Origin of the sequence: Kitasatospora sp. NPDC091335, from assembly GCF_044757205.1 — a bacterium.
Taxonomy (GTDB): Bacteria; Actinomycetota; Actinomycetes; order Streptomycetales; family Streptomycetaceae; genus Kitasatospora.
This window is the reverse complement of sequence record NZ_JBIVUM010000029.1, coordinates 18,698-42,174: the sequence shown is the minus strand read 5'-3', so window position 1 is coordinate 42,174 and position 23,477 is coordinate 18,698. Positions and strand designations below refer to the sequence as shown.

The following is a 23,477-nucleotide window of genomic DNA, read 5'->3' as shown; positions in this document are numbered from 1 at the left end:
CGGAAAGCGAAGGCCGGGTCCGCTATTCTTGCGTGCGCAAACCGCCTTCCGTCGAAACAATTAGAACATCACCTGACTCGGAGCGGCAAGCACGCCTTAAAAGGAGCGGTACTTGCCGCTTCCGGCCGGCCCTTTCGGGCGGCGCCCCGTCACGGCGGGCCGCCCGGTCCGGCCCCGGGCGGCCCCCCGGCCGCCCCCGGCGCCGTCTCCAGGTGCAAGGTGCCCTCCAGCCGCAGCGCGGCCGCCGTCATCGCCAGCGTGGTGTGCCGGTACCAGGCCACCCAGGTGCGGACCTGATGACTGCTCAACCCGGCCCGGGTGTCGGCCTCGTGGACCGCCCGGGCCGCCGCCGCGCCCGCCGCCGCCATCGCCCGCGCGGCGGGGACGTCCGGTGCGGTGCTCGGTGTGTGCAGCAGGAAGCACGAGCTGTGCCCGGAGGGCAGCCGGCGGGACAGCAGGGTCAGCCGGAAGCCCGGCGCCGGATGCCCGTACACCGGGCCCAGGCCGCGGCCCAGCAGCTGCCAGGCCTCCTCCCTGCCCGGCTCCGTACGAACCGCCGAGGCGTCCGACTCGCTCTGTGGATAGGGGAGTTGCGGAAGTTCGACGCAGAACGGCAGTCGCCGCCGGCACAGCCACTGGCGCAGCTGCGGATCGGCGAAGTCCGGGCCGCCGAACACCCAGCCGACCGGCATCGCCGCCGCCAGGGCGCGTTCCAGCATCTCCTGGCCCAGATCGGCCATGGTGTGCGGGCGCACCCGCTCCGGCGGCACGCCGGCCCTGGCGCAGCGCTCGGGGTCCGAGGTCCACCGCGAGGGCAGGTGCAGCTCGCGGTCGATCAGCGCGGCCCGGTTCCTCGACACGTAGCACAGCAGCGCAGCGACCTGGGTGTTGCGGTCCCGGCCGGCCCTGCCCACCCCGGCCGGGGCGACCGCGACCGCGCCGGTGCCCACCCGGGCCGTCTCGTGCCGACTCAGCACCGCGCACGGGCCGGACGCCCCCAGCAGGGGCACCACGTGCGCGCGGACGCTGTCGCGCAGCCGGTCGGCGTCCCACACCGTGCGGGTGAGCAGCCGCTGGGTGCTCCAGGCGCTGTCGGCGCCGGAGCGGGCGGCGATCCGCGCGGCGCTGTCCCGGCCGGGGGCGGCCAGCAGCGCGCGGACGTAGGCCAGCGCCCGGTCCCGCGGCTCGGCCCGGGTGAAGTGTTCGCCCAGTACCCGCAGCAGGTCCGGGTACGGGGTGGCGGGGCCACCGGATCGGACAAGGGGGGAGTGGGACGCGACGGCCATGCCGGATCTCCGATAGGTCTAGACCTGTCGATTCCATGGCGAGACTAGCCGAGCATCGGGTGCGGAGTAAGTCTTGATCGTGTAACCGACGTTGAGGTATCCGCGCGCAGCAGGAGGGGTCGCGTTCAGGGCGCACCGGGCGGAAGGCGACGTCCACCCGCGCGCCCCCGCGCGCCCCCGCCGGGCCCCTTCCGTCCCACCGGCCCCACCCGCCCGGCCGGCCCCGTCCGTCCCGCGCCGCCCCCGTACCGTCCCGCCGCCCCGCGGACGCCGTGCAACCCGGAAGCCCTGCCCGGTGTTCCCTCTCACGCCCGGCTCCTGGAGCCCACCCGACGAACCAGTGCGAGGCGTGAGATGACCGAAAGCACCGAACTGAGCGCCACCAGGCTCGCCGAGGCGATCCGCCGGCGGGAGATCTCCCCGGTCGAGGCGGTCCAGGCAGCGCTGGAGCGGATCGAGAAGACCAACCCCGCCGTCAACGCCTTCGTGACCGTCTGCGGCGAGCGCGCCCTCGAACAGGCCGCCGCCGCCGAACGCGCCGTCACCTCCGGCGCCGAACTCGGCCCGCTGCACGGCGTCCCCATCGGCGTGAAGGACCTCGACCCGGTCGCCGGCGTCCGCATGGCCCGCGGCTCCCTGGTCTTCGCCGAGGACGTCCCGCAGGAGACCATCCTCTGCGTCGAACGCCTCGAACAGGCCGGCGCGATAGTCGTCGGCAAGACCAACACCCCCGAGTTCGGCTTCAAGGCCACCACCGACAGCGCCCTGTTCGGCCCCGCCTCCACCCCCTTCAACCGCGCCATGAACGCCGGCGGCTCCTCCGGCGGCAGCGCCGCCGCCGTCGCCTCCGGCATGGTGCCGCTCGCCCAGGGCTCCGACGCCGGCGGCTCGCTGCGCGTGCCCGCGGCGTTCTGCGGCGTCTTCACCCTGATGCCCACCTTCGGCCGGGTCGCCGTCCCCGCCAAGCCCAACGCGTTCCGCCGCTACAACCCGATGGTCTGCTACGCCACCCTCGCCCGCACCGTCGGCGACGCCGCCCTCGGCGTCGACCTGATGTCCGGCGAGCACCCGTACGACCCGTACTCCTACCCCGCCCCCGACAGGCTCGTCGACGCGCTCCACGGCGACCTCACCGGCCTCACCGTCGCCTACAGCCCCGACCTCGGCGGCTACCCCGTCGAGCCCGAGGTCGAGGCCCTCGTACGCGCCGCCCTGCCCGCCCTGCGCGACGCCGGCGCCACCGTCGAGGAAATCGACTTCACCCTGCCGCTGCCGCACGCCGACCTCACCGCGATGTGGCGCCGCTACCTGTCCGTCGCCCACGCCGAATCCGCCGCCATCTCCCGCGACAACGGCCTCGACCTGCTCGGCACCTACGCCGGCTCCATCGACCAGGCCTACCTGGACTCCGTGCGCGTCGGCGAGTCGCTCAGCGCCGTCGACTTCCGGCTGGAGGACCTCGACCGCACCCGCGTCCTCTACGCCTTCGAGAGCGTCTTCGACCGCTACGACCTGATCGTCAGCCCGGTGAACGCCGTCGCCGGCATCCCCAACTCGGCCGGCCGCGACACCGTCGGCCCCGACACCGTCCAGGGCCAGAGCGTTGACCCGTTCGTCGGCTGGTCCCTCACCAGCCCGTTCAACCTGATCGCCAGCCCCGCCGCCTCCGTGCCCGTCGGCCGGGCCGGCAACGGCGTCCCCGTCGGCCTGCAACTCGCCGCCCGCCGCCGCAACGACGCCCTGGTCATCCGGGCCGCCGCCGCCCTGGAGGCCCGCCTCCCCTGGGCCGGCAGCTACCAGGACCTCGACCTGGACGCCACCACCGCCTGATCCCGGCCACCACCCTCGCCACCACCGGCCGGTCCGGGCGCAACCCGACCGGCCCGGCCGGTGTTCCAGCAGACGAACCACCCCCCTCGGCCGACGACCCGACCCAGCCCGCCGGGGGAGCGACGAAGGGGAGACACCCGTGCAAGCCACCACCCGGCAGCCCGCCGGCCGGGGGACCGGACCCAGCGGCACCGCCCTGCTGGTCCTGTTGATCGGACAGTCGATGGCCAACATCGACCTGGCCATCGTCAACCTCGCCGTGCCCGCCGTCAGCGCCGACCTCCAGGTGACCGGCTCCGCACTCACCCTGATGGTCACCGCCTACGCGCTGTGCTCCGCCGTCCTCCTCGCCCCCGCCGCCCGGCTCGGCGAACGCCTGGGCGTACGCCGCGTCTACCTGTGCGGCCTCGCCCTGTTCACCCTCTCCTCGCTCGCCTGCGGACTCGCCACCAGCGCCCCCGTCCTCATCGCCGGACGCTGCCTCCAGGGCGCCGCCGGCTCCCTGATGATCTCCCAGGTCCTGATGGGCATCCACCGCTGGTACACCGGCCCCGCCCGGGCCCGCGCCCTCGGCTGGAACGCCGTCACCCTCTCCGGCGGCGCCGCCGCCGGCCAGATCCTCGGCGGCACCGTCGTCTCCGCCGACATCCTCGGCACCGGCTGGCGCGCCGTCTTCCTGCTCAACGTGCCCATCGGCGTCCTCATCCTGCTGCTCGGCGTCTTCCTGCTCCCGCACGACCGGCCCGCCGCCGGCACCGCCCGCCGCGGCGACAACGACATCCCCGGCACGCTGCTGCTCGCCGCCGCCTCCCTCACCGTCCTCATCCCGCTCAGCCTCACCAAGCCCGACTGGATCTGGTTCCTGCTGCTCGCCGCCGCCCCGCTCGCCATCCAGCTGGTGCGCACCGAACGGCGCGTCATCGCCCGCGGCGGCACCCCCGCGCTCGACCTGCGGCCGCTGTCCACCCCCACCGTCCGCTGGGCGCTCATCACCTCCTCCGGCTGCACGCTCACCTACATCTCCATGCTCTACCTGCTCTCCCTGCACCTCCAGGACCACCTGCACCTGCCCGCCTGGCAGTCCGGACTCGTCCCGCTCGGCTGGGTCCTCGCCTTCGGCCTCGCCGGCCCCGTCATCGGCCGCGCCTCGCACGGCCTCATCCGGCGGCTGCCGTTCCTCGGCTGCACCCTGCTCACCGTCTCCTACGCCCTCGCCCCCGTCGTCCCGGCCGGCGAGGGCACCGCCATCTGGCCGCTCACCGCCGTCCTGTGCATCGGCGGCTTCGGCCTCGGCCTCAACAACACCTCCCTGCTCAACCTGCTCACCTCCGCCGTACCGTCCCGCCACGCGGCGACGCTCAGCGGCACCGTCAACACCCTCTCCACCGTGGTCGGCGTCACCGGCGTCGCCCTCTTCGGCGCCCTCTACCCCTGGCTCAGCCGCAGCAGCTGGGCCGGGCCGGGCACCGCCTGGACCCTCGCCTGCGCCGGACTCGCCCTCATCACCGCGTTCTGCGGCTACACCGCCCTGCGCGCCGTCGCCGCCGCACCCGACCCGGCGGTCACGTCCGACCCGGCAGTCACATCCGACGCGACCGACCCGGCCGACGCAACCGACCCGGCCGCCACGGTGTTCACCACCAAGGAGCGACCCGGCGCGCCCACCGCCGGCTGAACCCCGCGCACCCACCACCGCACCACGAAGACCCGACCCAGAGGACGACCCGCCATGACCGAGCTCCACCACCTCCACGCCAAGGCCGCGCTGTTCGACCTCGACGGCACCCTGGTGGCCACCGAACACCGCAGCCGCGCCGCCTGGACCCGCCTGTTCACCACCCACCGGGTGCACTGCGACGACGCGGTCCTGGCGACCTTCGTCGGACGGCGCGGCAAGGAAGCCCTCGCCGACCACGTCCACGACTTCCCCGGCCACACCGTCGACGAACTCTTCGACGAGGCCTGCGGCTACCTCATGGGCCCCGACAGCCCGCCGCCGTACGCCGTCCCCGGCGCCGCCGACCTCCTCGCCGACCTGCACAGCCGCGGCGTCCCCCTCGCCGTCGTCACCTCGGGCCTGCGCACCCACGCCGCCGAGATGCTCGACCACGTCGGCGGCGCCGACCTGTTCCAGGTCATCATCACCGCCGAGGACGTCACCGTCGGCAAGCCCGACCCGCAGGGCTACCTCGCCGCGTGCAGCGCGCTCGGCGTCCACCCCGTCGACGGCCTCGCCTTCGAGGACGCCCCGGCCGGCGTCCAGGCCGCCAAGAGCGCCGGACTGCGCTGCGTCGCCCTCACCACCTCCCACGGCGCGGGCGACTTCGCCCACGCCGACCTGGTCGTGCCCGACCTCACCCCGCTGCGCTGGACCCCGTCCACCGACGCGAACTGACCCCACCCGCAGCACCACGTCACCGCACGCACGACGTCACCACGCGCAACACGCGCGTCACGTCACCGTGCCACCATGGCATCGCACCGCCGCGCCGCCCCGACCGCGGCAACCACCACACCAGCCCGAAACCGCCGGGGAGACACCGCCATGCCCGCTGCCCGCCCCTCCGCACCCACCGTCCTGGCCGCCGCCGCCACCAGCAGCCTGATCCTCGTCCACGACCCGCTCGCGCGCGCCGTCGCCCCCGACTACTGGGACTGGTCCGCCGACGCCCACCACACCGCCGCGAACGCGCTCACCGCCCTCGACGACGACCGGACCCGCTCCGCCGGCAGACGCCTCGCCGACGACCCCGCCGACGACACCGCCGCCGCACACCTCACCGCCGCGCTCACCGACCTGCTGGGCCGCCCCGACGGCGAGGACGCGGCGGTCGACGCGCTGCGCGCCGCCGCCGCCCGCACCGAGTCGCTGTCACGGCTGATCGTCCAGCCCGGCACACCCGGAACGTCCGCCCCCGCCGGGCCCCCCACCACCACCGAACTGCTGGACGCCCTCGGCTCCAAGCCGCACCGCGGCTGCCACCCCGTCGACGCGGCCGTGGTCATCCCGTTCCGCGCCCCCGACGACTCCACCGGCCGCGTCCGCAACCTGGCCGCCGTCCTCAACGCGCTCTCCGACCAGTCCCACCCGCGCGAGCGCTACCGCGTCGTCGTGGTCGAGAACGACGAACGCCCGCGCTGGCGCGACCTGTTCACCGACGCCTGCGACACCTACCTGTTCGCGCCCGACTCCGGCCGGTTCAACAAGTCCTGGACCGTCAACGTCGGCGTGGTCCACGGCGCGAGACCCGCCGAACTGGTCTGCGTCCTGGACGGCGACATCCTCGTCGACCGCGACTTCGTCGCCCGGGCCGTCGAACGCTTCCGGGAGCCCGGCACCCAGGCCCACTGGCCGTTCGAGGACATGCTCTTCCTCGACCCCGCCTCCAGCGCCCGGGCCGTACGCACCCGTTGCCTCGACGCCGCTCCCGACCCCGGCCAGCACCGACTGCGCGGCGTCCACCTGCGCCGGCCCCCCGGCGGCTGCGTCTGGCTGCGCGAGGACCTCTTCACCCGCATCGGCGGCATGGACGAACGTTTCTGCGGCTGGGGCGGCGAGGACCAGGACTTCGTGTGGCGCGCCGAACGCTACGGCCCGATGGACCGCCACCGCGACCCCATCGTCCACCTCCACCACGACCGCGCCGCGCACCGCGGTGACGACGGCACCCCCTTCTACGAGGAGGTCGAACGCGCCGGCTTCTGCAGCTGGCCCTGCGACTCCGACTTCGGCCGCCTCGACACCTGACCGCGTCCCCGGTCCCGGCCCTGTCCCGGTTTCGTCCGAGGGGCGCCGCTGTCCGAGGCTTGCCGTACGGTCCTGCCATGGCAGCAGTGATCGATCTGACCCTCGACTGCGCGGACGCGACAGTCCTCGCGGAGTTCTGGAAGACGGCCCTGGGGTACGTCGACGAACCGCCGCCCGCCCCCTTCAGGACCCGCGCCGAGTGGCTCGCGCAGTTCGACCTCCCCGAGGACGACAGCGCGGACGACGGCGCGTGGCTCTGCGACCCCGACGGCGCCGGGCCCCGGCTGTGCATCCTCAGGGTCCCCGAGCCGAAGACCGCCAAGAACCGGCTCCACCTGGACATCCGGGTGCCGGGACACGGCGGCCCGGCCGAACGGTGGGCCCGGATCAGGGCGGAATCCGCGCGTCTGGTGGCAGCGGGCGGGAGCGTCCTGGAGACCTTCGAGGGCCACCACGTCGTGATGGCGGACCCGGAGGGCAACGAGTTCTGCGTCGCCGCGGCCCCCGCCCGCACCTGACCGGCCCCGCCCCGCCCCCGCCTGCGGGAGCGGGGCCGGGGCGGGCCGTACGGAGGACGGGCCTACCGGCGGCTCAGGCGCACTGGACCTTGACCTTGTGCCAGACGCCCCCGTAGTAGACCTCGACGTAGCAGCTGCGCGACCGCTCGGTCGCCGAGGCCGTGGTCGCCGTCGCCACACCGAGGCCGACGAACGCGACCAGACCGGCGAGCGCGACGGCCGCGCGCCGCCGGCCGGGACGGACGGTGGTGGTGCTGGTGGCCATGGATCGGCCCCCTTCCTGACGGGCCGGCCCCCGCCCTGGCGGGGCCGGACGATGTGCGAACAGGGGCACGCCGCCCCTGCCGCCCCCGACCCGGGGACGACAGCACGAGGATGGCCGACGGCAGGGCCGCCAGGGAGGTCACGGTCTGACCTGGCAGAGCGTCGGATGCCGTGATCGGGCCTCCTGGAAGGGAGTCGGCCGTACGACGACAACCACGGACATGGACATCGCCGAGGCGCTCCGTGACTTCCTGGTATCCCGGCGGGCACGGCTGCACCCCGACGAGGTCGGGATCCCCGTCCACGGCACCCGCAAGGTCAGCGGACTGCGCCGGGAGGAGGTCGCCGGCCTCGCGGCGATGAGCGTCGAGCACTACACCCGGCTGGAGCGCGGGCACGCGTCCCGGGACACCGACCGGCACGCCCTGACGGCGTCTGACCGCGAGCGCGCCGCGGTCAGGCCGCCGATATCCCCGGGGGACGATACCGTCGGGAAAACCCTGCTCCGGCATCCGGGTGAAATGGCGCGGCGTCGCCCGGCACTGACGGAAGCCGGGGCCGACGCTGCCACAATGCAATTTCTTCGAGGTCCACCTGCACAGGCGGTGCCACCGGACGGCTGGAGCGAAACATGCAGATCATTCGACCACGCAATAGTCCGGAAAAGGAGACCGGCGCAGGAGCGGGATCCTTCCCGTGGACACTCATGTACCACTCGGTGGCGACGGCGACCGAGGATCCCTATCTGATCACCGTCGATCCCGCACGGTTCCGCCGCCAACTGCGCTGGCTTTCCGCGCGCGGGCTGCGCGGGGTTTCGGTGGGCGCCCTGATGCGCGCCCACCGGGACGGCACCGCGGCGGGCCTGGTGGGGCTCAGCTTCGACGACGGGTACCGCGACTTCGTGGAGGAGGCCATGCCCGCCCTCGCGGAGTACGACTTCACCGCGACGGTCTACGTGGTGGCCGACCGGCTCGGCGGATACAACGACTGGGACCGGCAGGGCCCGCGCAAGCCGCTGATGACCGCGCGCCAGGTCCGCGAAGCCGCCGCCGCCGGCGCGGAGATCGGCTCGCACGGGCTGACGCACCGGCGGCTGGCGGGCCTGGACGCGCCGGACCTGACGGCCCAGGTCACCGACAGCCGCCACGTGCTGGAGGACCTCACCGGCGAGGCGGTCGAGGGGTTCTGCTACCCGTACGGCTCGCTCGACGCCGCCGCGGTGGAGGCGGTGGCACAGGCCGGGTACGGGTACGGGTGCGCGGTCAGCCCCGGCGCCCACAGCGGGGTGTACGCGCTTCCCCGCTGCTACGTCGGCGACCGGGACGGGCCGCTGCACCTGACCGCCAAGCTGGTGCGCGACCGCTGGCGGCGCTGACGCCCGTTCAGCGGACGGCGGCGGGCTCCGCGGCGGGTTCCAGGCTCAGCCAGGACTCGTGCCAGAGCAGGGCGCACCGGCGGTCACAGCCGGTGGCGAGCGGCTCGCCGCCGCAGCGCAGGCCGTGGAGGATGAACCAGCGCCCCCCGGTGGGGTGCTGCCACCAGGCGAGGGACCGGTGGCGCAGCTCGGTGGCACTGTGGCGGGTGCCGGCGTGGCGCTCCATCCCCGGCTGGAAGGGGACGCCGTGCAGGCGCCCGTCCGAGCCGAGGGTTTCGTGGATCTCCGCCAGGCTGCGCACCGTCGCCCACAGGGTGACGGGCCGGGCGGCGGGGACCGGCGCGGCGGCGGGCTCCAGCCACTCGTCCCGGAACAGCAGCGCGCAGTCCATCCCGCAGCCCTGGGTCCCGTCGGCGCCGTGGCAGGTGGCGCCGGCCAGGGCGACGGTGCCCGACAGGCGCCGTACCCGGTAGTGGTCGTCGATCATGCGGCGCACGACGCGTTCGACCTGGTAGACGCCGCCGCAGAACGACCACTGGCTGCGGGTGAACCACAGGCCGCGGTGGCGGTCCCCGGCGTCGAGGGTGGAGCGCACCAGGGCCTCGTCCTTCACCCGGACCCAGTCCCCCTCGGCGAAGCGGGAGGGCCGGCCGGGCGCCGGGACGTCGGCGCGGCGCTCGCGCAGCACCTCCCGGGCGATCCGGGCGCGGCGCACGACGCCGAGCGGGGGAAGGTCGCGCAGGGGCAGGCTCTTGTACTGGCACCGGCTCGCGGCGGATTCGCCGCGCGGCTCCGTGGTACGGGTGAACCGTGATTCCTCGACGGCCATCAATGAAATCCCATCGGGTTGGAGATATCGGCACAGGCTAGCGCAAACTGACTTTCTTCGCGCCGGCCGCCGGACCATTTCGGCGCCATGTCGAGAGAAATAACACTAGACGCATTAAGGGTCTTCTTGAGTGAAGAACGGCAATTTCCGGGGAGTTCCGGTTCATACGCGTGTAATGTTTCCACCGTTGCCGGGGTGGAGTGGCCGAGTGGCGAGGCGACGGCTTGCAGAGCCGTTCAGACGGGTTCGATTCCTGTCTCCACCTTTTCTCCCGACCGTGTGCGAAACGCGAGGTGACCGCCACCCGTCCGGTGGCGGTCACCTCGCGCGTCAGTTCCCGCGTCAGCTTCCGCGTCAGCGCCCGCGTCGCCCCGCTCGGGAGCCGTGTCCGCTAGCGGCTCAGGCGCCTGAACCGGCCGAGGATCCCCTGGACGGTCCCGCTGCGGACGGTGAGGTCGAGGCCGTCGAGGGCCTGCCTGCCGCCGTATTTCTTCCGCAGTCCCTCGACGACGATCGCCGGATCGTGGTCGGTCAAAGCGTCCCCCTTCAGTCACTAATCAAACTTGACTACTCGGGGCTCGGTCAGGAAGGATCGGATCATGTCAGCGATCCGGCTCCTGGTCCTCGGCGCCGTCCGTCAGCACGGACGGGCACACGGCTACCAGGTGCGCAACGACCTGGAGTTCTGGGGGGCCCACGAGTGGTCCAACGCCAAGCCGGGCTCGATCTACCACGCGCTCAAGCAGATGGCGAAGCGGGGACTCCTCGTCGAGCACGAGGTCGCACCGAGCGCCGTCGGCGGCCCGCCCCGCGTCGAGTACGAGATCACCGACAAGGGCACCGCGGAGTACTTCGACCTGCTGCGCGAGGCCCTGACCTCGTACGACCAGAAGATGGACGTGCTCTCGGCCGGCATCGGGTTCATCGTCGACCTGACGCGGAGTGAGGCCGTCGCGCTCCTCAGGGAGCGGATCGCGGCGCTCGAACACTGGCGGGCCGGGGTCACGGGGTACTACATGCCGCAGGACGGCCCCGAACAGCTCGGGCACATCGGCGAGATCATGAACATGTGGGTGCACTCGGCCGACAGCCAGGCGGAGTGGACGCACAGCCTGATCGGGCGGATCGAGGGCGGCGCGTACACCTTCGCCGGGGAGGGCGAACCGTTCGTCGGGGTGCTCGCGGAGGGCGAGCCGAACCCGTACGCCACCGGGCCGCATCCCGAGGACCCCCACCACTGAGGCCGGGCTCACGTACAGGGCCGGGCCCAGGCACAGGACCGGGTGAAACGCCGGGTGGACGGCGGAGCCGACCGGACGAAGAAGCAGGGGGCGGAACAGATGGTGTGGATGTCGCGTGAGCAGGCCGGCCTGCTGGCGCAGTGCGCGGTGGCCTTCGAGCCGGGCGATCCGGCGCGTACCGGAAGCCTCGTGTTCCGGTACCCCGACGGCCCGGCCGGCCCCGGCCTCGCGGCCCGACCGCCCCTCGGGGACGCCGACCTGGTCACCGCCGACGGCGGCACCCTCGCGGTCCGCCGCTGTCCGGTGCTGCGCCTGACCGTCGCCCAGGCGCTGCCCGTCCTCACCCTGGCCCGCCGGCTCCACATCGAAGCAGCCGCGAGCGGCACGGCCGAAGTGACCGCCGAAGCGGCCGCGAGCGGCACGGCGAACGGCACCGCGGCCGTCACCCCCAGCCCGTCCGCCGCGTTCTGGGGCGCCGCCACCGCCCTCGGCCTGCACCTCGCCGCCCGCGAACGGCTGCTCCCCGGCGTCTCCGCCACCGGCCACGACACCTGGCGGGCCGGCCCGCTCGCCCCGGAGGACGTCCGGCGCCTGCGCGAACTGGCCGCCGCGGCACCGGCCGAGGCGCTCGCCGTCCCGCTGCACGTCCCGCCGGGCGGCCCGCTGCTGCTGCCCGACGCCGCCGTCCTGCTCCGCTCCTTCGTCGACGCGGTCGCCGACACCCTGCCGCGCACCGCCGCCGCACCCGCCGCGGCCGGCCGCCCGGCCTTCGCCGCCGCCGAACCCCAGTACGTCCCCCACCTGCGCGCCTGGGCCGAGGAGATCTCCGCCGGCCTCGACTCGGGCGTACGGCTGTCCCTGCGCCTGGACCTGGTACCCGCCGGCGACGGCGGACGGCCCGCCCTGCGCCTGGTGCCCCGGGTGTCCAGCCTGGCCGACCCGACCCTCGGCGCCGACGCCGGCGAGCTGTTCGCCACGGCCGGGGCAGCCGGGTTCGGGCCGCGGGCCCAGGCCGACACCGTCCTCGCCGTCCGGCGGGCCGCCGACGTCTGGCAGCCGCTCTCCCGCCTGCTGCCGGTGCCCTCCGCCCTGGACCTCGCCGACCACGAGGTCCGGGACCTGCTCGGTGAGACCGCCGGCCGGCTCGCCGCCCACGGCGTCGAGGTGCTCCGGCCCGCGGAGGTCATCAGTTCCCTCACCAGCCGTGCCGTCGTCGGCGGCGAGCGGACCCCGCCCACCGACCTGCGGTCCTTCTTCGGCGGGAGCGGCACGGTCGACCTGCGCTGGCGGCTCGACCTCGACGGGGAAGCCCTCACCGAGCAGGAGACGGCCGGGATCGCCGCCGCCGGCCGGCCGCTGGTCCTGCTGCGCGGGCAGTGGGTGTTCGTCGGTGCCGACCTCGCCCGCAAGGCCGCCGAACGCGACCTCAAGCCGCTCACCGCCATCGAGGCGCTCGCCGCCGCCCTCACCGGGTACACCGAGATCGGCGGCACGCAGGTACGGGTCGCCTCCAGCGACTGGCTGCTCGCCCTGCGCCGGCGTCTGGCCGAACCCGACGACGGCGAACCCGTCGAGCAGCCCGCCGCGCTCGCGGCCACCCTGCGCGACTACCAACTGCGCGGCCTGGCCTGGATGGACCGCCTCACCTCGCTCGGCCTCGGCGGCTGCCTCGCCGACGACATGGGCCTGGGCAAGACCGTCCAGCTGATCGCGCTGCACCTGCTGCGCCAGGAGCACCCGGACAGCGCCGGCCCCACCCTCGTCGTCTGCCCCGCCTCCCTGCTGGGCAACTGGCAGCGCGAGGTCGGCAGGTTCGCCCCCGGCACGCCGGTGCGCCGCTTCCACGGCCCCGACCGCACCCTGGACGGCGCCGACTCGGGCTTCGTCCTGACCACCTACGGCACCATGCGCCTGGACGCCGAGCGGCTCGGCGCGCACCGCTGGAGCGCGGTCGTCGCCGACGAGGCCCAGCACGTCAAGAACCCGCACTCCGGCACCGCGAAGGCGCTGCGGCTGATCCCCGCCGGCGCCAGGATCGCCCTGACCGGCACCCCGGTCGAGAACAACCTCTCCGAACTCTGGGCCGTCCTCGACTGGACCACCCCCGGACTCCTCGGCGGCCACGGCCACTTCCGCGGCCGCTGGACCGCCGCCATCGAGGCCGAACGCAGGGAACGCGCGGAGTTCGGGCCGCAGCCGGGGGAGGAGGGGGAGTACGGCCCCACCGCACGGCGACTGGCCGAACTGGTCCGGCCGTTCATGCTCCGCCGCAAGAAGTCCGACCCGGGCATCGCCCCCGAACTCCCGCCGAAGACCGAGACGGACCGCCCGGTCTCCCTCACCCCCGAGCAGCGGACCCTGTACGAGAGCCGGGTCCGTGAGGTCATGGCGCAGATCGGGGCCGCCGAGGGCATCGCCAGGAGCGGGCTGGTGCTCAAGCTGCTCACCGGGCTGAAGCAGATCTGCAACCACCCCGCGCAGTTCCTCAGGGAGGCGGAAGGCGCCCGGCTGGCCGGCCGGTCCGGCAAGCTGGAACTGCTCGACGAACTGCTGGACACCATCCTCGCCGAGGACGGGGCCGTGCTGGTCTTCACCCAGTACGTCACCATGGCGCGGCTGCTGGAGACGCACCTGCGCGAGCGCGACGTCCCCACGCTGCTGCTGCACGGCGGCACCCCCGTACCGCGCCGCGAGGAGATGGTCCGTCGGTTCCAGGACGGGGAGGTACCCGTCTTCCTGCTGTCCCTCAAGGCCGCCGGCACCGGACTCAACCTCACCCGCGCCGACCACGTCGTGCACTACGACCGCTGGTGGAACCCGGCCGTGGAGGCCCAGGCCACCGACCGCGCCTACCGCATCGGGCAGACGCGCACCGTCCAGGTGCACCGGATGATCGCCGAGGGCACGGTCGAGGACCGCATCGCCGCCCTGCTCGAAGCCAAGCAGGGCCTGGCGGACGCCGTGCTGGGCTCCGGGGAGCAGGCACTGACGCGGCTGACCGACGACGAGCTGGCCGACCTGGTCGAACTGAGGAGCGCGGGATGAACGGGGACGAGACGGGCGCGCGGGGCTTTCCGGCCTTCGCCGCGCGCCGGGGCAGCCGGGCACGCGGCCAGTCCTGGTGGGGCAGGGCCTGGGCGGACGCGCTGGAGGACACCTCCCTGGACGAGGAGGCGCTGAAGAGGGGCCGGGCCTTCGCGCGCACCGGCCGGCTCGGGCCGATCACGGTCGGCCCCGGGCGGATCTCCACCGCCGGCCACGAGGGTGACACCCCCTTCACGACGGTGCTCACCCTGGAGGAGCTCGGTGCGGACGCGTGGGAGGCGCTCTGGGAGAAGGCCGCCGAGCGGCCGGACGCCGCCGGGGAACTGCTCGCCGGTGAACTGCCGCCCGACCTGCTGGAGGCCGCCGAGGACGCCCGGGTGCGGCTGCTGCCCGGCTACGGCGACCTGGAGGCGGACTGCGACTGCGACGCGTTCGAGCACCCCTGCGAGCACGCGGCCGCGCTCTGCTACCAGGTGTCCTGGCTGCTGGACGAGGACGCGATGCTGCTGCTCCTGTTGCGGGGGTGCGGCGCCCAGGAGGCGCGGGAGGAACTCCGGACCGCCCTGCTGATGCAGGCGATCGGTGGCCTCGACGGTCCCGGCGGCCTCGGGGACGGGGACGCCGAGGGGACGGAGGAGGCGCAGGAGGAGGAACAGCCCGGTGCGGCGCGGCTGCCGGACGGCACTCCCGCCGAGGAGGTCTTCGGCCGTGAGCCGGCGGCGCTGCCCGAGCTGCCGCCGCTGCCAGGGCCGCCCGTGCGCCAGGACGCCTCCTCGGTCGGGGCCGGGGCCGACCCGCTGGAGCAGCTGGTCACCGACGCGGCCGCGCGCGCCCGCGAACTGCTCGCCTACACCCACGGTTTCACCGCCGAGCCGCCGGCGCCGCTCGACCTCTGGCGGGACTGCGTACGGATCGCGGCGACCCGCCCCGGGGCGCGGGTCCTGGCCCGGGTGCGGGAGGCCTGCGGCAGCCCGGAGCGGCTGGACCGGGCGGCCGAGGCGTGGCGGCTGGGCGGGAGCGCCGGGCTGGACGTGCTGGAGGAGGCGTGGACGCCGCCGCGGCAGGACACCGCCCGGGCGAGCACCGCCCTCACCGCGGGCTGGGAGCGGAGCGAACTCCCCGAACCGGAGGTGCGGGAGAACCGCTGGACGCTGGCCGGCCGCGGGCTCCAGCTGCGCTACGGCCGGGACGGCCGCTGGTACCCCTACCGGCAGGAGGACGGCCGGTGGTGGCCGGCCGCCGCACCGCACCACGACCCGGCCGAGGCCCTCGCCGAACTCCTCGACGGCTGACCCGCCGCCACCCGGGCCGTACCCGGGCCCCGTTCGGACGAGCGGCGCCGCGCGGAGCCGTTGCTCAGCGCCCCGCCGCGGCCCGCTCCAGCGCCCGGTGGGTGGGGGAGCCCTCGTCCGCGGTCAGGACCACGAGTTCGAGGCCGTCGGTGCCGGGGATGACGTAGGCGGTGTAGTCCAGGTCGAGCCGGCCCGCCTCAGGGTGACGGAACCCGTGGCTCCCGGTGGCCGGGCCGCGGACGTCGTGCTCCTCCCAGATCGCGGCGAACCGGCTGCTGCGCGCGGTCAGATCGGCCACCAGCCGCCGGCCGCGTTCGTCGTGCGGATCGGCGGCCAGCGCGTGACGCAGCCGGTGCACGTTGCCGCGGGCCGTCTTCTCCCAGTCCGTGAGGAGCCGTGGCGCCCGGGGGTCGCAGAACACGAACCAGGCGAAGTTCCTCTGCCCGGCCGGGAGTTCGGCGTAGTCGAAGAGCAGCCAGGACTCGGCGTCGTTCCAGGCCAGGATGTCGCGCATGGGCGTGACCACGTGCGCGGGCCACGGGGTGAGCGAGTCGAGCAGCCGCAGGGTCGCCTCCGGCACGGCCGGGACCGCGGTGGCAGGGCCCGGCTGCCGCACCGGGCCGCCGGCGGCGAGGCGGTGGAGGTGCCGGCGGGCGTCGGCGTCCAGTTGCAGGGCGCCGGCGAGGGCGTCCGTGACATCGGGCGAAGGGCGGCGCTGACGGCCCTGTTCGAGCCGGGTGTAGTACTCGGGGCTGATGCCGGCCAGGACGGCGACCTCGGCCCTGCGCAGCCCGTTCAGCCGGCGGGAGCCGGTCCTGGGCAGGCCGGCGGCCTCCGGCGTCAGCCGGGCCCTGCGGGTGCGCAGGAAGTGGGCCAGTTCGGGGATCGCCGCTGATGGTGCCATGCCCCGAGTATCGGGCCGCGCCCGCTGCCGGGGGTAGCCCTGCCGGGGCCACCCCCGGCGGTGCCTGCCCGCGGCGGTGTCTCGTCGCGGTGCGCGCCGCGGCCCAGACTGGCTGCCGCCGGGGACCGCACGACGCGGGCGGGCCCGGTCACCGACGGGCCGGAACACCGGGCGTCGGTGCGTCCGCGCGTCCGCCTGTCCGTTCGTCCGTCGTTCCTGGAGCCCGCAGATGCCCGTCCGCCCCGGCGAACCGCCCTCGCCCGCCCGCACCCGTCCCGACGCCCCGACACCCGACGCCCCGACATCTGACATCCCGGCACTCGCTGCTCCGGCGCCCGCCCGGTACGCGCCGCTGGCCGTGCTGAGCGCGGCGGCGGGCCTGGACGCCGGCGGCGTCGCCGTCCTCAACAGCGCCCTGCCCTCGGTCGGCGAGCGGTTCGGCACCTCGGCGCAGAACCTGTCCTGGGCGGTGACCGGCTACGCGCTCGCGTTCGCGGGCCTGCTGCTGTGCGGCGGGGCCATGGCGGACCGGCTGCGGCGCCGGCGGGTGCTCGTCGGCGGCCTGGCCCTGCTGGCGGCGGGCGCCGTCCTGGCGTTCACCGCCCCCGACTTCCGGCTGGTCGTGGCCGGGCGGGTGCTCCAGGGAGCGGGGGCGGCGATCACCATGCCGGCCGCCACGGCCCTGCTGACCTCGGTGTACCCCGACGGGCCGGTGCGCTCGCGCGCCCTGGGCGTCTTCTCCGCCGCGCAGGCGGGCTGCTACGGAGCCGGCCTGGTCCTCGGGGGAGTGGTCACCGGCACCCTCGGCTGGCGCTGGGTGTTCGCCTTCCAGGCCCTGGCCGCGGCGGTCATCGCCGCGGCGGCCGTACGGTGGCTGCCGCCGGGCGCGCGACAGCGCCGCGGCCCGCTGGACCTCACGGGAGCCGGCGCGCTGGTGACGGCCATCACCCTGACCGTCCTCGCCGCGGACCTCGCCTCCCGCCCCGGCGGCGGCCCGCTCGCGGCCGCGGTGGCGGCCGGCACCGCCGCCGCCGGCTGCCTGTGGTGGCGCCGCGGCCGCACCCGCGGCGGGGACGCGGTCCTGCTGGACCGGGACCTGCTGCGCACCCGCGGCGTGCGGACCGCGGCGGTGGTGGCCGGCGCGTTCTACTTCTGCGTCACCGGCTCGCTGTTCCTGCTGCCGCTCTACCTCCAGCAGGTGCGCGGGATGTCCCCGGCCTCCTCCGGCCTGGCGGTCCTTCCCGTCAGCCTCGCCGTCGCCGGTGCCGCGCTGGTCTCCGGGCGGCTGATGAGGACCCGCGGACCACGCCCGCTCCTGGTCCCGGGCCTGCTGCTCACCGCCGGCGGCGTGCTGATCTGGTGCGCGGCGGGGGAGCACAGCCCCTACGCCGGACCGGTCCTGGCCGGCCTGGTCGTCACCGGCGTCGGACAGGGCCTGGCCTTTCCCGCCCTCACCGCCACCGGCCTGCGCCACGTGCCGGACCGGGCCCACGGCACCGCCTCCGCGGTCACCGCCACCGCCCTGCAGATCGGCAGCGGCATCGGGCCCACCGTCCTGGCCGGCCTCGCCCAGGCCGCCGGCCCGGCCGGACCCGGCGACCTGTCCCTGCCGGGCCACCACCTCGCCTACGCCGTGGCGGCCGCGCTGCTGCTCGTCGTCGGCCTCCCGGCCACGGCTCGCCGCACGGGGCGGCGCGGCTGACACCGCCTCCCGGTGCCCCGGGCTCACGGCAGCCGGCGCACCGGGGAGGTCCGGCGGATGTGGACGAGGACGTCGAAGGCCTCGGCCAGGGAGGCGACGGCCAGGTGCTCGGCGCCGTCGCGCTCCGTGGTGTAGACACCGCTGATGACCCGGGCCTTCGCCGGTCCGTCCCACCGGCGGCGCACGTCCTCCCGGCGCAGGTCCAGCCAGCGGGCGGGCAGGTCCGTCTCGCCGAGCCTCGCGTCGACCAGGTCCGCGGCCGGCTCCGGGGCGACGGCGACGCCGAGGTCGCCGTGGTGGAAGCCGATCGCCGCGGAGACATACCCCCGGCCGTAGCGCCCGCGCAGCAGGCTGCCGACGGTGGCCTGCGGACCGCGATCCGGCACCAGGCCCAGCACCGTGTCGGCCGCCGACGTGTGCGCGATGCCGTCCCAGTAGACGGTGCGCAGAGCGGTCCTGCGCCGGAAGCCGGCGACGACGTCGGCCCACACCTCGGCCTCGCCCGCGTAGGTGCCCCGCCCGGCGACGCTGCGCTCGTGGTACTCCACGATCAGGCGCATCCTCGCGACCGCGTCGCCGGCACCCGGGAGGGACTCGACCAGCCGGAGTGCGTCGCGGGCGTGCTCGGCGAACGGGCGGCCCGGGTGGACTCCCCGCGCCCGCTGCACGTGCTCCTCGGTCCCGTGGGCGGTGCGGGCGGGCTCCAGATGGGCCGCCACCCGCGCGAGCAGCTCCGGCGCCGCCGCGCGCACCTGCTCCAGGACGGCGTCGTAGTCGGCGGGCCCCGCCTGGACCGGCTTCACGCCGAAGATCCGGACCCGATCGCCCGGGTGGTCCCGGTTGAACGCCCGGATCCACTCCAGGGCGGCGGCCATCCCGGCGGTGCGCCACGGACGCCAGGCACCGGCCAGCGCGGACGCGGCCGAACCCCCGCCGCCGGACACGTACGCGTCCAGGGCGGCGGCGGCACCCGCGCCGTCCTGGACGGCCAGCGCGCGGAAGCCGTGGTCCCGGACCAGCCGGCGGAACAGCTGGTCCCGCACCCCGAAGGTCTCCCGCGAGAAGCGCGTGGACTCCCCGAGGCCGACCACCGCCGGCCGCCCGGAGGCCAGCCGTCCGGCGATCTCGTCGAGCACGGCGGCGGACAGCGGGAGGGCATCGGGACCCCGGCCGTCCTGACTGTCCAGGCTGTCCTGACTGTCCGTCAAGAGCCGGTCGGAGGCGGCTTGGTGGCGGGTGACTGCGGTGTCGTTCGGCATGCCCCGCAGTCTGGTACCTGAAGCCGACTTGAAGTCAAGCGTCGAACGCCCGGCCGCCGGTGCGTGGACGTCCCGGTGGCCGGGCTCTGTGCGGTGGGCGGCGGGCCCGGACGGCGGACCCCGAGGGGAGAGGGCGGCGCCGTCCGGGCCTCCTCTGCCGAAAAGCGGGTGTCGCCCGCCCGCCGGATGGAGCAGCATGATCCCCGTGTCCGATACCTCAGTACTCACCCGCACCGAGGCCGCCGAGCGCCACCGACAGCTCGACGTCCGCACCGTCCACCTCGATCTCGACCTCACCCTCGGCCGGGAGGTGTTCGGCTCCACCACCGTGATCCGCTTCGGCTGCACCACGCCCGGCGCCGACACCTACGTGGACGTCAAACCCGCCACCCTCCACCGAGCGGTGCTGAACGGCCGCGAACTGGACGCCACCACGCTGCGCGCCGGGCGCCTCCCGCTGACCGGCCTCGCGGCCGACAACGAACTCACCGTCGAAGCCCACATGGCCTACTCCCACACCGGCGAAGGCATGCACCGCTTCACCGACCCCGCCGACGGCGAGGACTACGTCTACACCCAGTCCTTCCTCGACGACGGCCCACGGGTGTTCGCCTCCTTCGACCAGCCCGACCTCAAGGCCCGGTACACCGTCACCGTCACCGCGCCGCCGCAGTGGACCGTGGTCGGCAACAGCACGGGCCGCCAGGTCACGCCCGGCCGCTGGGAGTTCGCGACCACCCCGGCCATCAGCAGCTACCTGGTCTCCGTGGTCGCCGGCCCCCTGCACTCCGTACGCGCCGAGCACGACGGGATCCCGCTCGGCCTGCACTGCCGCCGCTCACTCGCCGCCCACCTGGACACCGACGCCGCCGAACTGCTGGAGATCACCCGCCAGGGCTTCGACCACTACCACCGGGTCTTCCGCCACCGCTACCCCTTCGACAGCTACGACCAGTGCTTCGTCCCGGAGTTCAACGCCGGCGCGATGGAGAACCCGGGCTGCGTCACGCTGCGCGACGAGTACATCTTCCGCTCCGCCGTGGCCGACACCAAGCGCGAGGAACGCGCCCTGGTCGTGGTCCACGAGATGGCGCACATGTGGTTCGGCGACCTGGTCACCATGAAGTGGTGGGACGACCTCTGGCTGAACGAGTCCTTCGCCGAGTACATGGCCTACAGCGTCACCGCCGCCTCCACCCGCTTCACCGGCGCCTGGACCGGCTTCGCCGCCGACCGCAAGCCCTGGGGCTACGACGCCGACCAGCGCCCCTCCACCCACCCCGTGGCACCCGGCACCGTCGACGACACCGCCCAGGCACTGCAGAACTTCGACGGCATCTCCTACGCCAAGGGCGCCGCCGCACTGCGCCAACTGGTCGCCTGGCTCGGCGAGGACGCCTTCCTCACCGGAGTCAACGACTACTTCGACGAACACGCCTTCGGCAACGCCACCCTCGACGACCTCCTCCGGGCACTGGCGGCGGCCTCCGGCCGCGACGTCCACGGCTGGGCCGACCGCTGGCTGCGCACCACCGGCGTGGACACCCTGCGGCTGACCGACGGCCGGATCGAACACACCTCGCCCGACGGCACGCCCCGCCCGCACCAGCTGACCGCGGCCCACTACCGGCGCACCGCCGAGGGCACCCTGGAACTGGCCGGCCGCGTGCCGCTCGACCTGACGGCCGACGCCACCGCCGCGCCCGTGCGGCCCGCTGCCGCCACCGAGCTGACCCTGCTCAACGACACCGACCTCAGCTACGTCAAGATCCGCCTCGACCCCGGCTCCTGGAAGACCGTGCGGTCCTCGCTCGGCGCCGTGCCCGAAGAACTCGCCAGGGCGGTGCTCTGGAGCGCCGCCCGGGACCAGGTGCGCGACGGGGAACTGACGCCCGGCGAGTACCTGGAGCTGGTCGCCGCCCACCTGCCCGGCGAGACCTCCGTCCACCTGGTGGACGCGGTGCTCTCCTTCGCCCGCGACTTCGTGGCGGACTGCGCCGTACCGCCGGCCGCCCGCCCGGCCGCCCTCGCCACCCTGGCACAGGTCTGCCGCACCCTGCTGCGGCGCACCGAGGGCGAACCGGACCGCACCGGCCTGCGCCTGGTGGCCGCCCGCGGCGTGATCAACACCGCCGCCGACCGGACACAGGCCACCGAACTGCGCGACTGGCTGGCGGCCGGCACGGTGCCCGGCGGACCGGTGCTCGACCCGGACCTGCGCTGGCACCTGCTGCTGCGACTGTGCGTGCTCGGCGCGGCGGGAGAACCGGAGATCGCCGCCGAACTCGCCGCCGACCCCAGCGACACCAGCGAGGAGGGCGCCGCCCGCTGCCGCGCCGCACTGCCCGACCCGGCCGCCAAGGAAGCCGCCTGGCAGACCCTGTTCCACGGCGAACTCTCCAACTACCTGGCCACCGCCACCGCCAGGGGCCTGTGGCAGCCCGAACAGGCCGAACTGCTCGACCGGCTGACCACGCGCTACTTCGAGGAACTGGGCCCGGCCACCGCCCGCCGCGGCCCCGCCCTGGCCCGGGTGCTCGCCACCGCGGCCTTCCCCGCCTTCGCCGCCACCGAACGGACCGTACGGGCGGCCGAGGCCTGCCTGGCCGACCCGGACCTCACCGCGGCGACCCGGCGCGGACTGGTGGACCAGCTGGACACGCTGCGCCGCGCCGTCCGGGCCCGGGCACTGACCGGCCAGTAACCCGACAGGCAGTAACCCGACCGGCAGTAACCCCCGGCAGGGGGAAAGCAGGGGCCGCGCATCCGAACGGAGCGCGGCCCCGTTGACGACCGCGCCGCACCCCACTAGAACGGAGCACAGGCCCCGGCACGGCCTGACGGGGCACCCCGAGAGATCCCGAGGAGCAACACCATGGCTCCCACACCCCAGGACCACAGCGGCTGCCCGGTCCTGGACATGACCGCCCGCACCCTCCACCAGCAGAACGCGCAGCTGCGCTCCGCCGGACCCGCCGTACGGGTCGAACTCCCCGACGGCATCATCGCCTGGTCCGTCACCCGCAGCTCGGTGATCCGCGCCCTCACCAGCGACCCGCGCATCTCCCGCGACCCGCGCAAGCACTGGCCCGGCCTGGCCTCGGTACCCGAGGGATGGCCGATGGGACCGATCGCCTTCCAGCAGAACTTCTTCAACCTCTACGGCGCCGAACACCGCTCGGCCCGACGCCGGATGGCACCCTCTTTCTCACCCCGCCGGGTGTCCGCGCTGCGCCCCGGGATCGAGGCGACGGCCGCCGCCCTCGTCGGCGCGCTCGCCCCCGGGGAGGCCGTGGACATCCGCCGCGCCCTCGCCCTCCCGCTGACCATGACGGTGATCTGCGACCTGTTCGGCGTACCCGCCGACCTGCGGCCCCGGATAGACGGGGCGATGGGCACCCTGCTGACGACGACGGCGACGACCGAGCAGATGACGGCCTCGCGGGCGGACATCAACGTGGTGCTGACCGAACTGCTGGAGCTCAAACGACGCGAGCCCGGGCCGGACCTCGCCAGCGACGTGGCCGCCGTCAGCACCGGCGGCGAGACGGGCCGCAGCGAGGAGGAGTCCCGCGACGTCCTCTTCCTGATGCTCGGCGCCGGGTACGAGACCGCGGTCAACCTCATCACCAGCGCCGTCCAGGCCCTCCTCACCCACCCCCGCCACCTGGCCGGGGTCCGCGAGGGCACCCTCGGCTGGGCGGACGTCATCGAGGAGACCCTGCGCTACGAGAGCCCGGCGATGCACCTCCCGCTCCGCTACCCGCTGGAGGACGTCGACCTCGGCGACGGCGTGGTCATCCGCCGGGGCGAGCCGATCCTGCTCGGATTCGGCGCGGCCGGCCGGGACCCGGAGGCCCACCCGGACCGGCCGGACGACTTCGACCCGACGCGCCCCGACAAGGAGCACCTGTCCTTCGGCCACGGCCCGCACTTCTGCCTCGGCGCGCCCCTGGCCCGGCTGGAGACCGAAGTCGCCCTGGACGGCCTCTTCGGCGCCTACCCCGACAGCGTCCTGGACCCGTCCAGGACGCCGCCGGCCCGGCTGGAGTCCGTCATCATCAGCGGCCCGTCCGAGCTCTGGATCGTCCCGACGCCCGCCCCGGCGTGACACCCCCGGACCGCATCGTCGCGGCCTTCCCGTAGCGCCCTCGGCCCGGACCGGTGACCGGAGCCGGGTC

At 74.8% G+C, this 23,477-nt stretch carries 17 protein-coding genes, 1 tRNA gene and 1 pseudogene; 13 read left to right on the top strand and 6 right to left on the bottom strand.

The genetic code is table 11. The features are described from left to right. Window positions 1–149: 149 nt before the first annotated feature. A complete protein-coding gene (locus tag ACIQOW_RS37450) occupies window positions 150–1,286 on the bottom strand; it encodes a transposase (protein ID WP_401092299.1) in 1,137 nt (378 codons plus the stop codon). 354 nt (window positions 1,287–1,640) lie between these two features. On the opposite strand from ACIQOW_RS37450, the gene ACIQOW_RS37445 reads away from it, so the two are divergent. From ACIQOW_RS37445 to ACIQOW_RS37425, 5 genes are all read left to right on the top strand, one after another. Next, the gene (locus ACIQOW_RS37445; RefSeq protein ID WP_188294864.1) at window positions 1,641–3,116 is read left to right on the top strand and encodes an amidase; all 1,476 of its coding nucleotides are present in this window, start codon (window positions 1,641–1,643) and stop codon (window positions 3,114–3,116) included. A gap of 139 nt (window positions 3,117–3,255) precedes the next feature. Beyond that, complete coding sequence (locus ACIQOW_RS37440) at window positions 3,256–4,791, top strand: MFS transporter (RefSeq protein WP_401092298.1); 1,536 nt, start codon at window positions 3,256–3,258, stop codon at window positions 4,789–4,791. Window positions 4,792–4,845: 54 nt separating this feature from the next. Continuing rightward, entirely contained in the window at window positions 4,846–5,511 is a 666-nt protein-coding gene (locus tag ACIQOW_RS37435; protein WP_401092297.1) for an HAD family hydrolase, read from the top strand. A gap of 150 nt (window positions 5,512–5,661) precedes the next feature. Beyond that, window positions 5,662–6,864, top strand: a complete 1,203-nt coding sequence (locus ACIQOW_RS37430) for a glycosyltransferase (RefSeq protein ID WP_401092296.1) — start codon at window positions 5,662–5,664, stop codon at window positions 6,862–6,864. A 77-nt stretch (window positions 6,865–6,941) separates the two neighbouring features. After that, a complete protein-coding gene (locus tag ACIQOW_RS37425; protein ID WP_401092295.1) occupies window positions 6,942–7,382 on the top strand; it encodes a VOC family protein in 441 nt (146 codons plus the stop codon). Window positions 7,383–7,455: 73 nt separating this feature from the next. On the opposite strand, the gene ACIQOW_RS37420 is transcribed toward ACIQOW_RS37425, so the two are convergent. Beyond that, a complete protein-coding gene (locus tag ACIQOW_RS37420) occupies window positions 7,456–7,647 on the bottom strand; it encodes a hypothetical protein (RefSeq protein WP_188294869.1) in 192 nt (63 codons plus the stop codon). Between the two features lie 705 nt (window positions 7,648–8,352). Here ACIQOW_RS37420 and ACIQOW_RS37415 point away from each other — a divergent pair. Beyond that, on the top strand, window positions 8,353–9,024 hold the full coding sequence (locus ACIQOW_RS37415; RefSeq protein ID WP_401092294.1) for a polysaccharide deacetylase family protein: 672 nt from the start codon (window positions 8,353–8,355) through the stop codon (window positions 9,022–9,024). A 7-nt stretch (window positions 9,025–9,031) separates the two neighbouring features. On the opposite strand, the gene ACIQOW_RS37410 is transcribed toward ACIQOW_RS37415, so the two are convergent. After that, a complete protein-coding gene (locus ACIQOW_RS37410; protein WP_401092293.1) occupies window positions 9,032–9,853 on the bottom strand; it encodes a hypothetical protein in 822 nt (273 codons plus the stop codon). Window positions 9,854–10,047: 194 nt separating this feature from the next. Here ACIQOW_RS37410 and ACIQOW_RS37405 point away from each other — a divergent pair. Beyond that, window positions 10,048–10,118: transfer RNA gene (locus ACIQOW_RS37405), tRNA-Cys, on the top strand. Between the two features lie 150 nt (window positions 10,119–10,268). Here ACIQOW_RS37405 and ACIQOW_RS37400 read toward each other — a convergent pair. Further along, a pseudogene (locus ACIQOW_RS37400) lies at window positions 10,269–10,388 on the bottom strand (daunorubicin/doxorubicin resistance ABC transporter ATP-binding protein DrrA); the annotation flags it as partial. A gap of 64 nt (window positions 10,389–10,452) precedes the next feature. Between ACIQOW_RS37400 and ACIQOW_RS37395 the strand changes: the two are divergent. From ACIQOW_RS37395 to ACIQOW_RS37385, 3 genes are all read left to right on the top strand, one after another. Continuing rightward, the gene (locus ACIQOW_RS37395) at window positions 10,453–11,094 is read left to right on the top strand and encodes a PadR family transcriptional regulator (protein ID WP_401092292.1); all 642 of its coding nucleotides are present in this window, start codon (window positions 10,453–10,455) and stop codon (window positions 11,092–11,094) included. Between the two features lie 99 nt (window positions 11,095–11,193). Then, window positions 11,194–14,139 (top strand): DEAD/DEAH box helicase, encoded by a 2,946-nt coding sequence (locus ACIQOW_RS37390; protein ID WP_401092331.1) that lies wholly within the window; start codon window positions 11,194–11,196, stop codon window positions 14,137–14,139. Beyond that, the gene (locus ACIQOW_RS37385) at window positions 14,136–15,431 is read left to right on the top strand and encodes an SWIM zinc finger family protein (protein WP_401092291.1); all 1,296 of its coding nucleotides are present in this window, start codon (window positions 14,136–14,138) and stop codon (window positions 15,429–15,431) included. The genes ACIQOW_RS37390 and ACIQOW_RS37385 overlap by 4 nt, the downstream gene beginning before the upstream one ends. Before the next feature lie 64 nt (window positions 15,432–15,495). Here the strand turns inward: ACIQOW_RS37385 and ACIQOW_RS37380 are convergent, their stop codons facing one another. Further along, entirely contained in the window at window positions 15,496–16,335 is an 840-nt protein-coding gene (locus ACIQOW_RS37380; protein WP_401092290.1) for a helix-turn-helix transcriptional regulator, read from the bottom strand. Between the two features lie 229 nt (window positions 16,336–16,564). Here ACIQOW_RS37380 and ACIQOW_RS37375 point away from each other — a divergent pair, with 229 nt between their 5' ends. Further along, window positions 16,565–18,037: an MFS transporter gene (locus ACIQOW_RS37375; protein ID WP_401092289.1), complete on the top strand. Its 1,473-nt coding sequence runs from the start codon at window positions 16,565–16,567 to the stop codon at window positions 18,035–18,037. Window positions 18,038–18,060: 23 nt separating this feature from the next. On the opposite strand, the gene ACIQOW_RS37370 is transcribed toward ACIQOW_RS37375, so the two are convergent. After that, window positions 18,061–19,296 carry an erythromycin esterase family protein gene (locus tag ACIQOW_RS37370; RefSeq protein ID WP_401092288.1) on the bottom strand — a complete coding sequence of 412 codons (1,236 nt, stop codon included), beginning with the start codon at window positions 19,294–19,296 and terminating at the stop codon, window positions 18,061–18,063. A 205-nt stretch (window positions 19,297–19,501) separates the two neighbouring features. Here ACIQOW_RS37370 and pepN point away from each other — a divergent pair, with 205 nt between their 5' ends. Together pepN and ACIQOW_RS37360 are read left to right on the top strand one after the other, a co-directional pair. Further along, window positions 19,502–22,000 carry an aminopeptidase N gene (pepN, locus tag ACIQOW_RS37365; RefSeq protein ID WP_401092287.1) on the top strand — a complete coding sequence of 833 codons (2,499 nt, stop codon included), beginning with the start codon at window positions 19,502–19,504 and terminating at the stop codon, window positions 21,998–22,000. Window positions 22,001–22,171: 171 nt separating this feature from the next. Then, on the top strand, window positions 22,172–23,407 hold the full coding sequence (locus ACIQOW_RS37360; protein ID WP_401092286.1) for a cytochrome P450: 1,236 nt from the start codon (window positions 22,172–22,174) through the stop codon (window positions 23,405–23,407). The last annotated feature ends 70 nt before the right edge of the window (window positions 23,408–23,477 follow it).

Bases quoted from the DNA above. Each gene is read 5' to 3' on its own strand.
- ACIQOW_RS37420 (WP_188294869.1), bottom strand. From the start codon at position 7,647: ATGGCCACCAGCACCACCACCGTCCGTCCCGGCCGGCGGCGCGCGGCC.
- ACIQOW_RS37445 (WP_188294864.1), top strand. From the start codon at position 1,641: ATGACCGAAAGCACCGAACTGAGCGCCACCAGGCTCGCCGAGGCGATC.
- ACIQOW_RS37395 (WP_401092292.1), top strand. From the start codon at position 10,453: ATGTCAGCGATCCGGCTCCTGGTCCTCGGCGCCGTCCGTCAGCACGGA.
- ACIQOW_RS37385 (WP_401092291.1), top strand. From the start codon at position 14,136: ATGAACGGGGACGAGACGGGCGCGCGGGGCTTTCCGGCCTTCGCCGCG.
- ACIQOW_RS37415 (WP_401092294.1), top strand. From the start codon at position 8,353: ATGTACCACTCGGTGGCGACGGCGACCGAGGATCCCTATCTGATCACC.
- ACIQOW_RS37425 (WP_401092295.1), top strand. From the start codon at position 6,942: ATGGCAGCAGTGATCGATCTGACCCTCGACTGCGCGGACGCGACAGTC.
- ACIQOW_RS37410 (WP_401092293.1), bottom strand. From the start codon at position 9,853: ATGGCCGTCGAGGAATCACGGTTCACCCGTACCACGGAGCCGCGCGGC.
- ACIQOW_RS37430 (WP_401092296.1), top strand. From the start codon at position 5,662: ATGCCCGCTGCCCGCCCCTCCGCACCCACCGTCCTGGCCGCCGCCGCC.
- ACIQOW_RS37380 (WP_401092290.1), bottom strand. From the start codon at position 16,335: ATGGCACCATCAGCGGCGATCCCCGAACTGGCCCACTTCCTGCGCACC.
- ACIQOW_RS37435 (WP_401092297.1), top strand. From the start codon at position 4,846: ATGACCGAGCTCCACCACCTCCACGCCAAGGCCGCGCTGTTCGACCTC.
- ACIQOW_RS37375 (WP_401092289.1), top strand. From the start codon at position 16,565: ATGCCCGTCCGCCCCGGCGAACCGCCCTCGCCCGCCCGCACCCGTCCC.
- ACIQOW_RS37370 (WP_401092288.1), bottom strand. From the start codon at position 19,296: ATGCCGAACGACACCGCAGTCACCCGCCACCAAGCCGCCTCCGACCGG.
- ACIQOW_RS37450 (WP_401092299.1), bottom strand. From the start codon at position 1,286: ATGGCCGTCGCGTCCCACTCCCCCCTTGTCCGATCCGGTGGCCCCGCC.
- ACIQOW_RS37360 (WP_401092286.1), top strand. From the start codon at position 22,172: ATGGCTCCCACACCCCAGGACCACAGCGGCTGCCCGGTCCTGGACATG.
- ACIQOW_RS37390 (WP_401092331.1), top strand. From the start codon at position 11,194: ATGGTGTGGATGTCGCGTGAGCAGGCCGGCCTGCTGGCGCAGTGCGCG.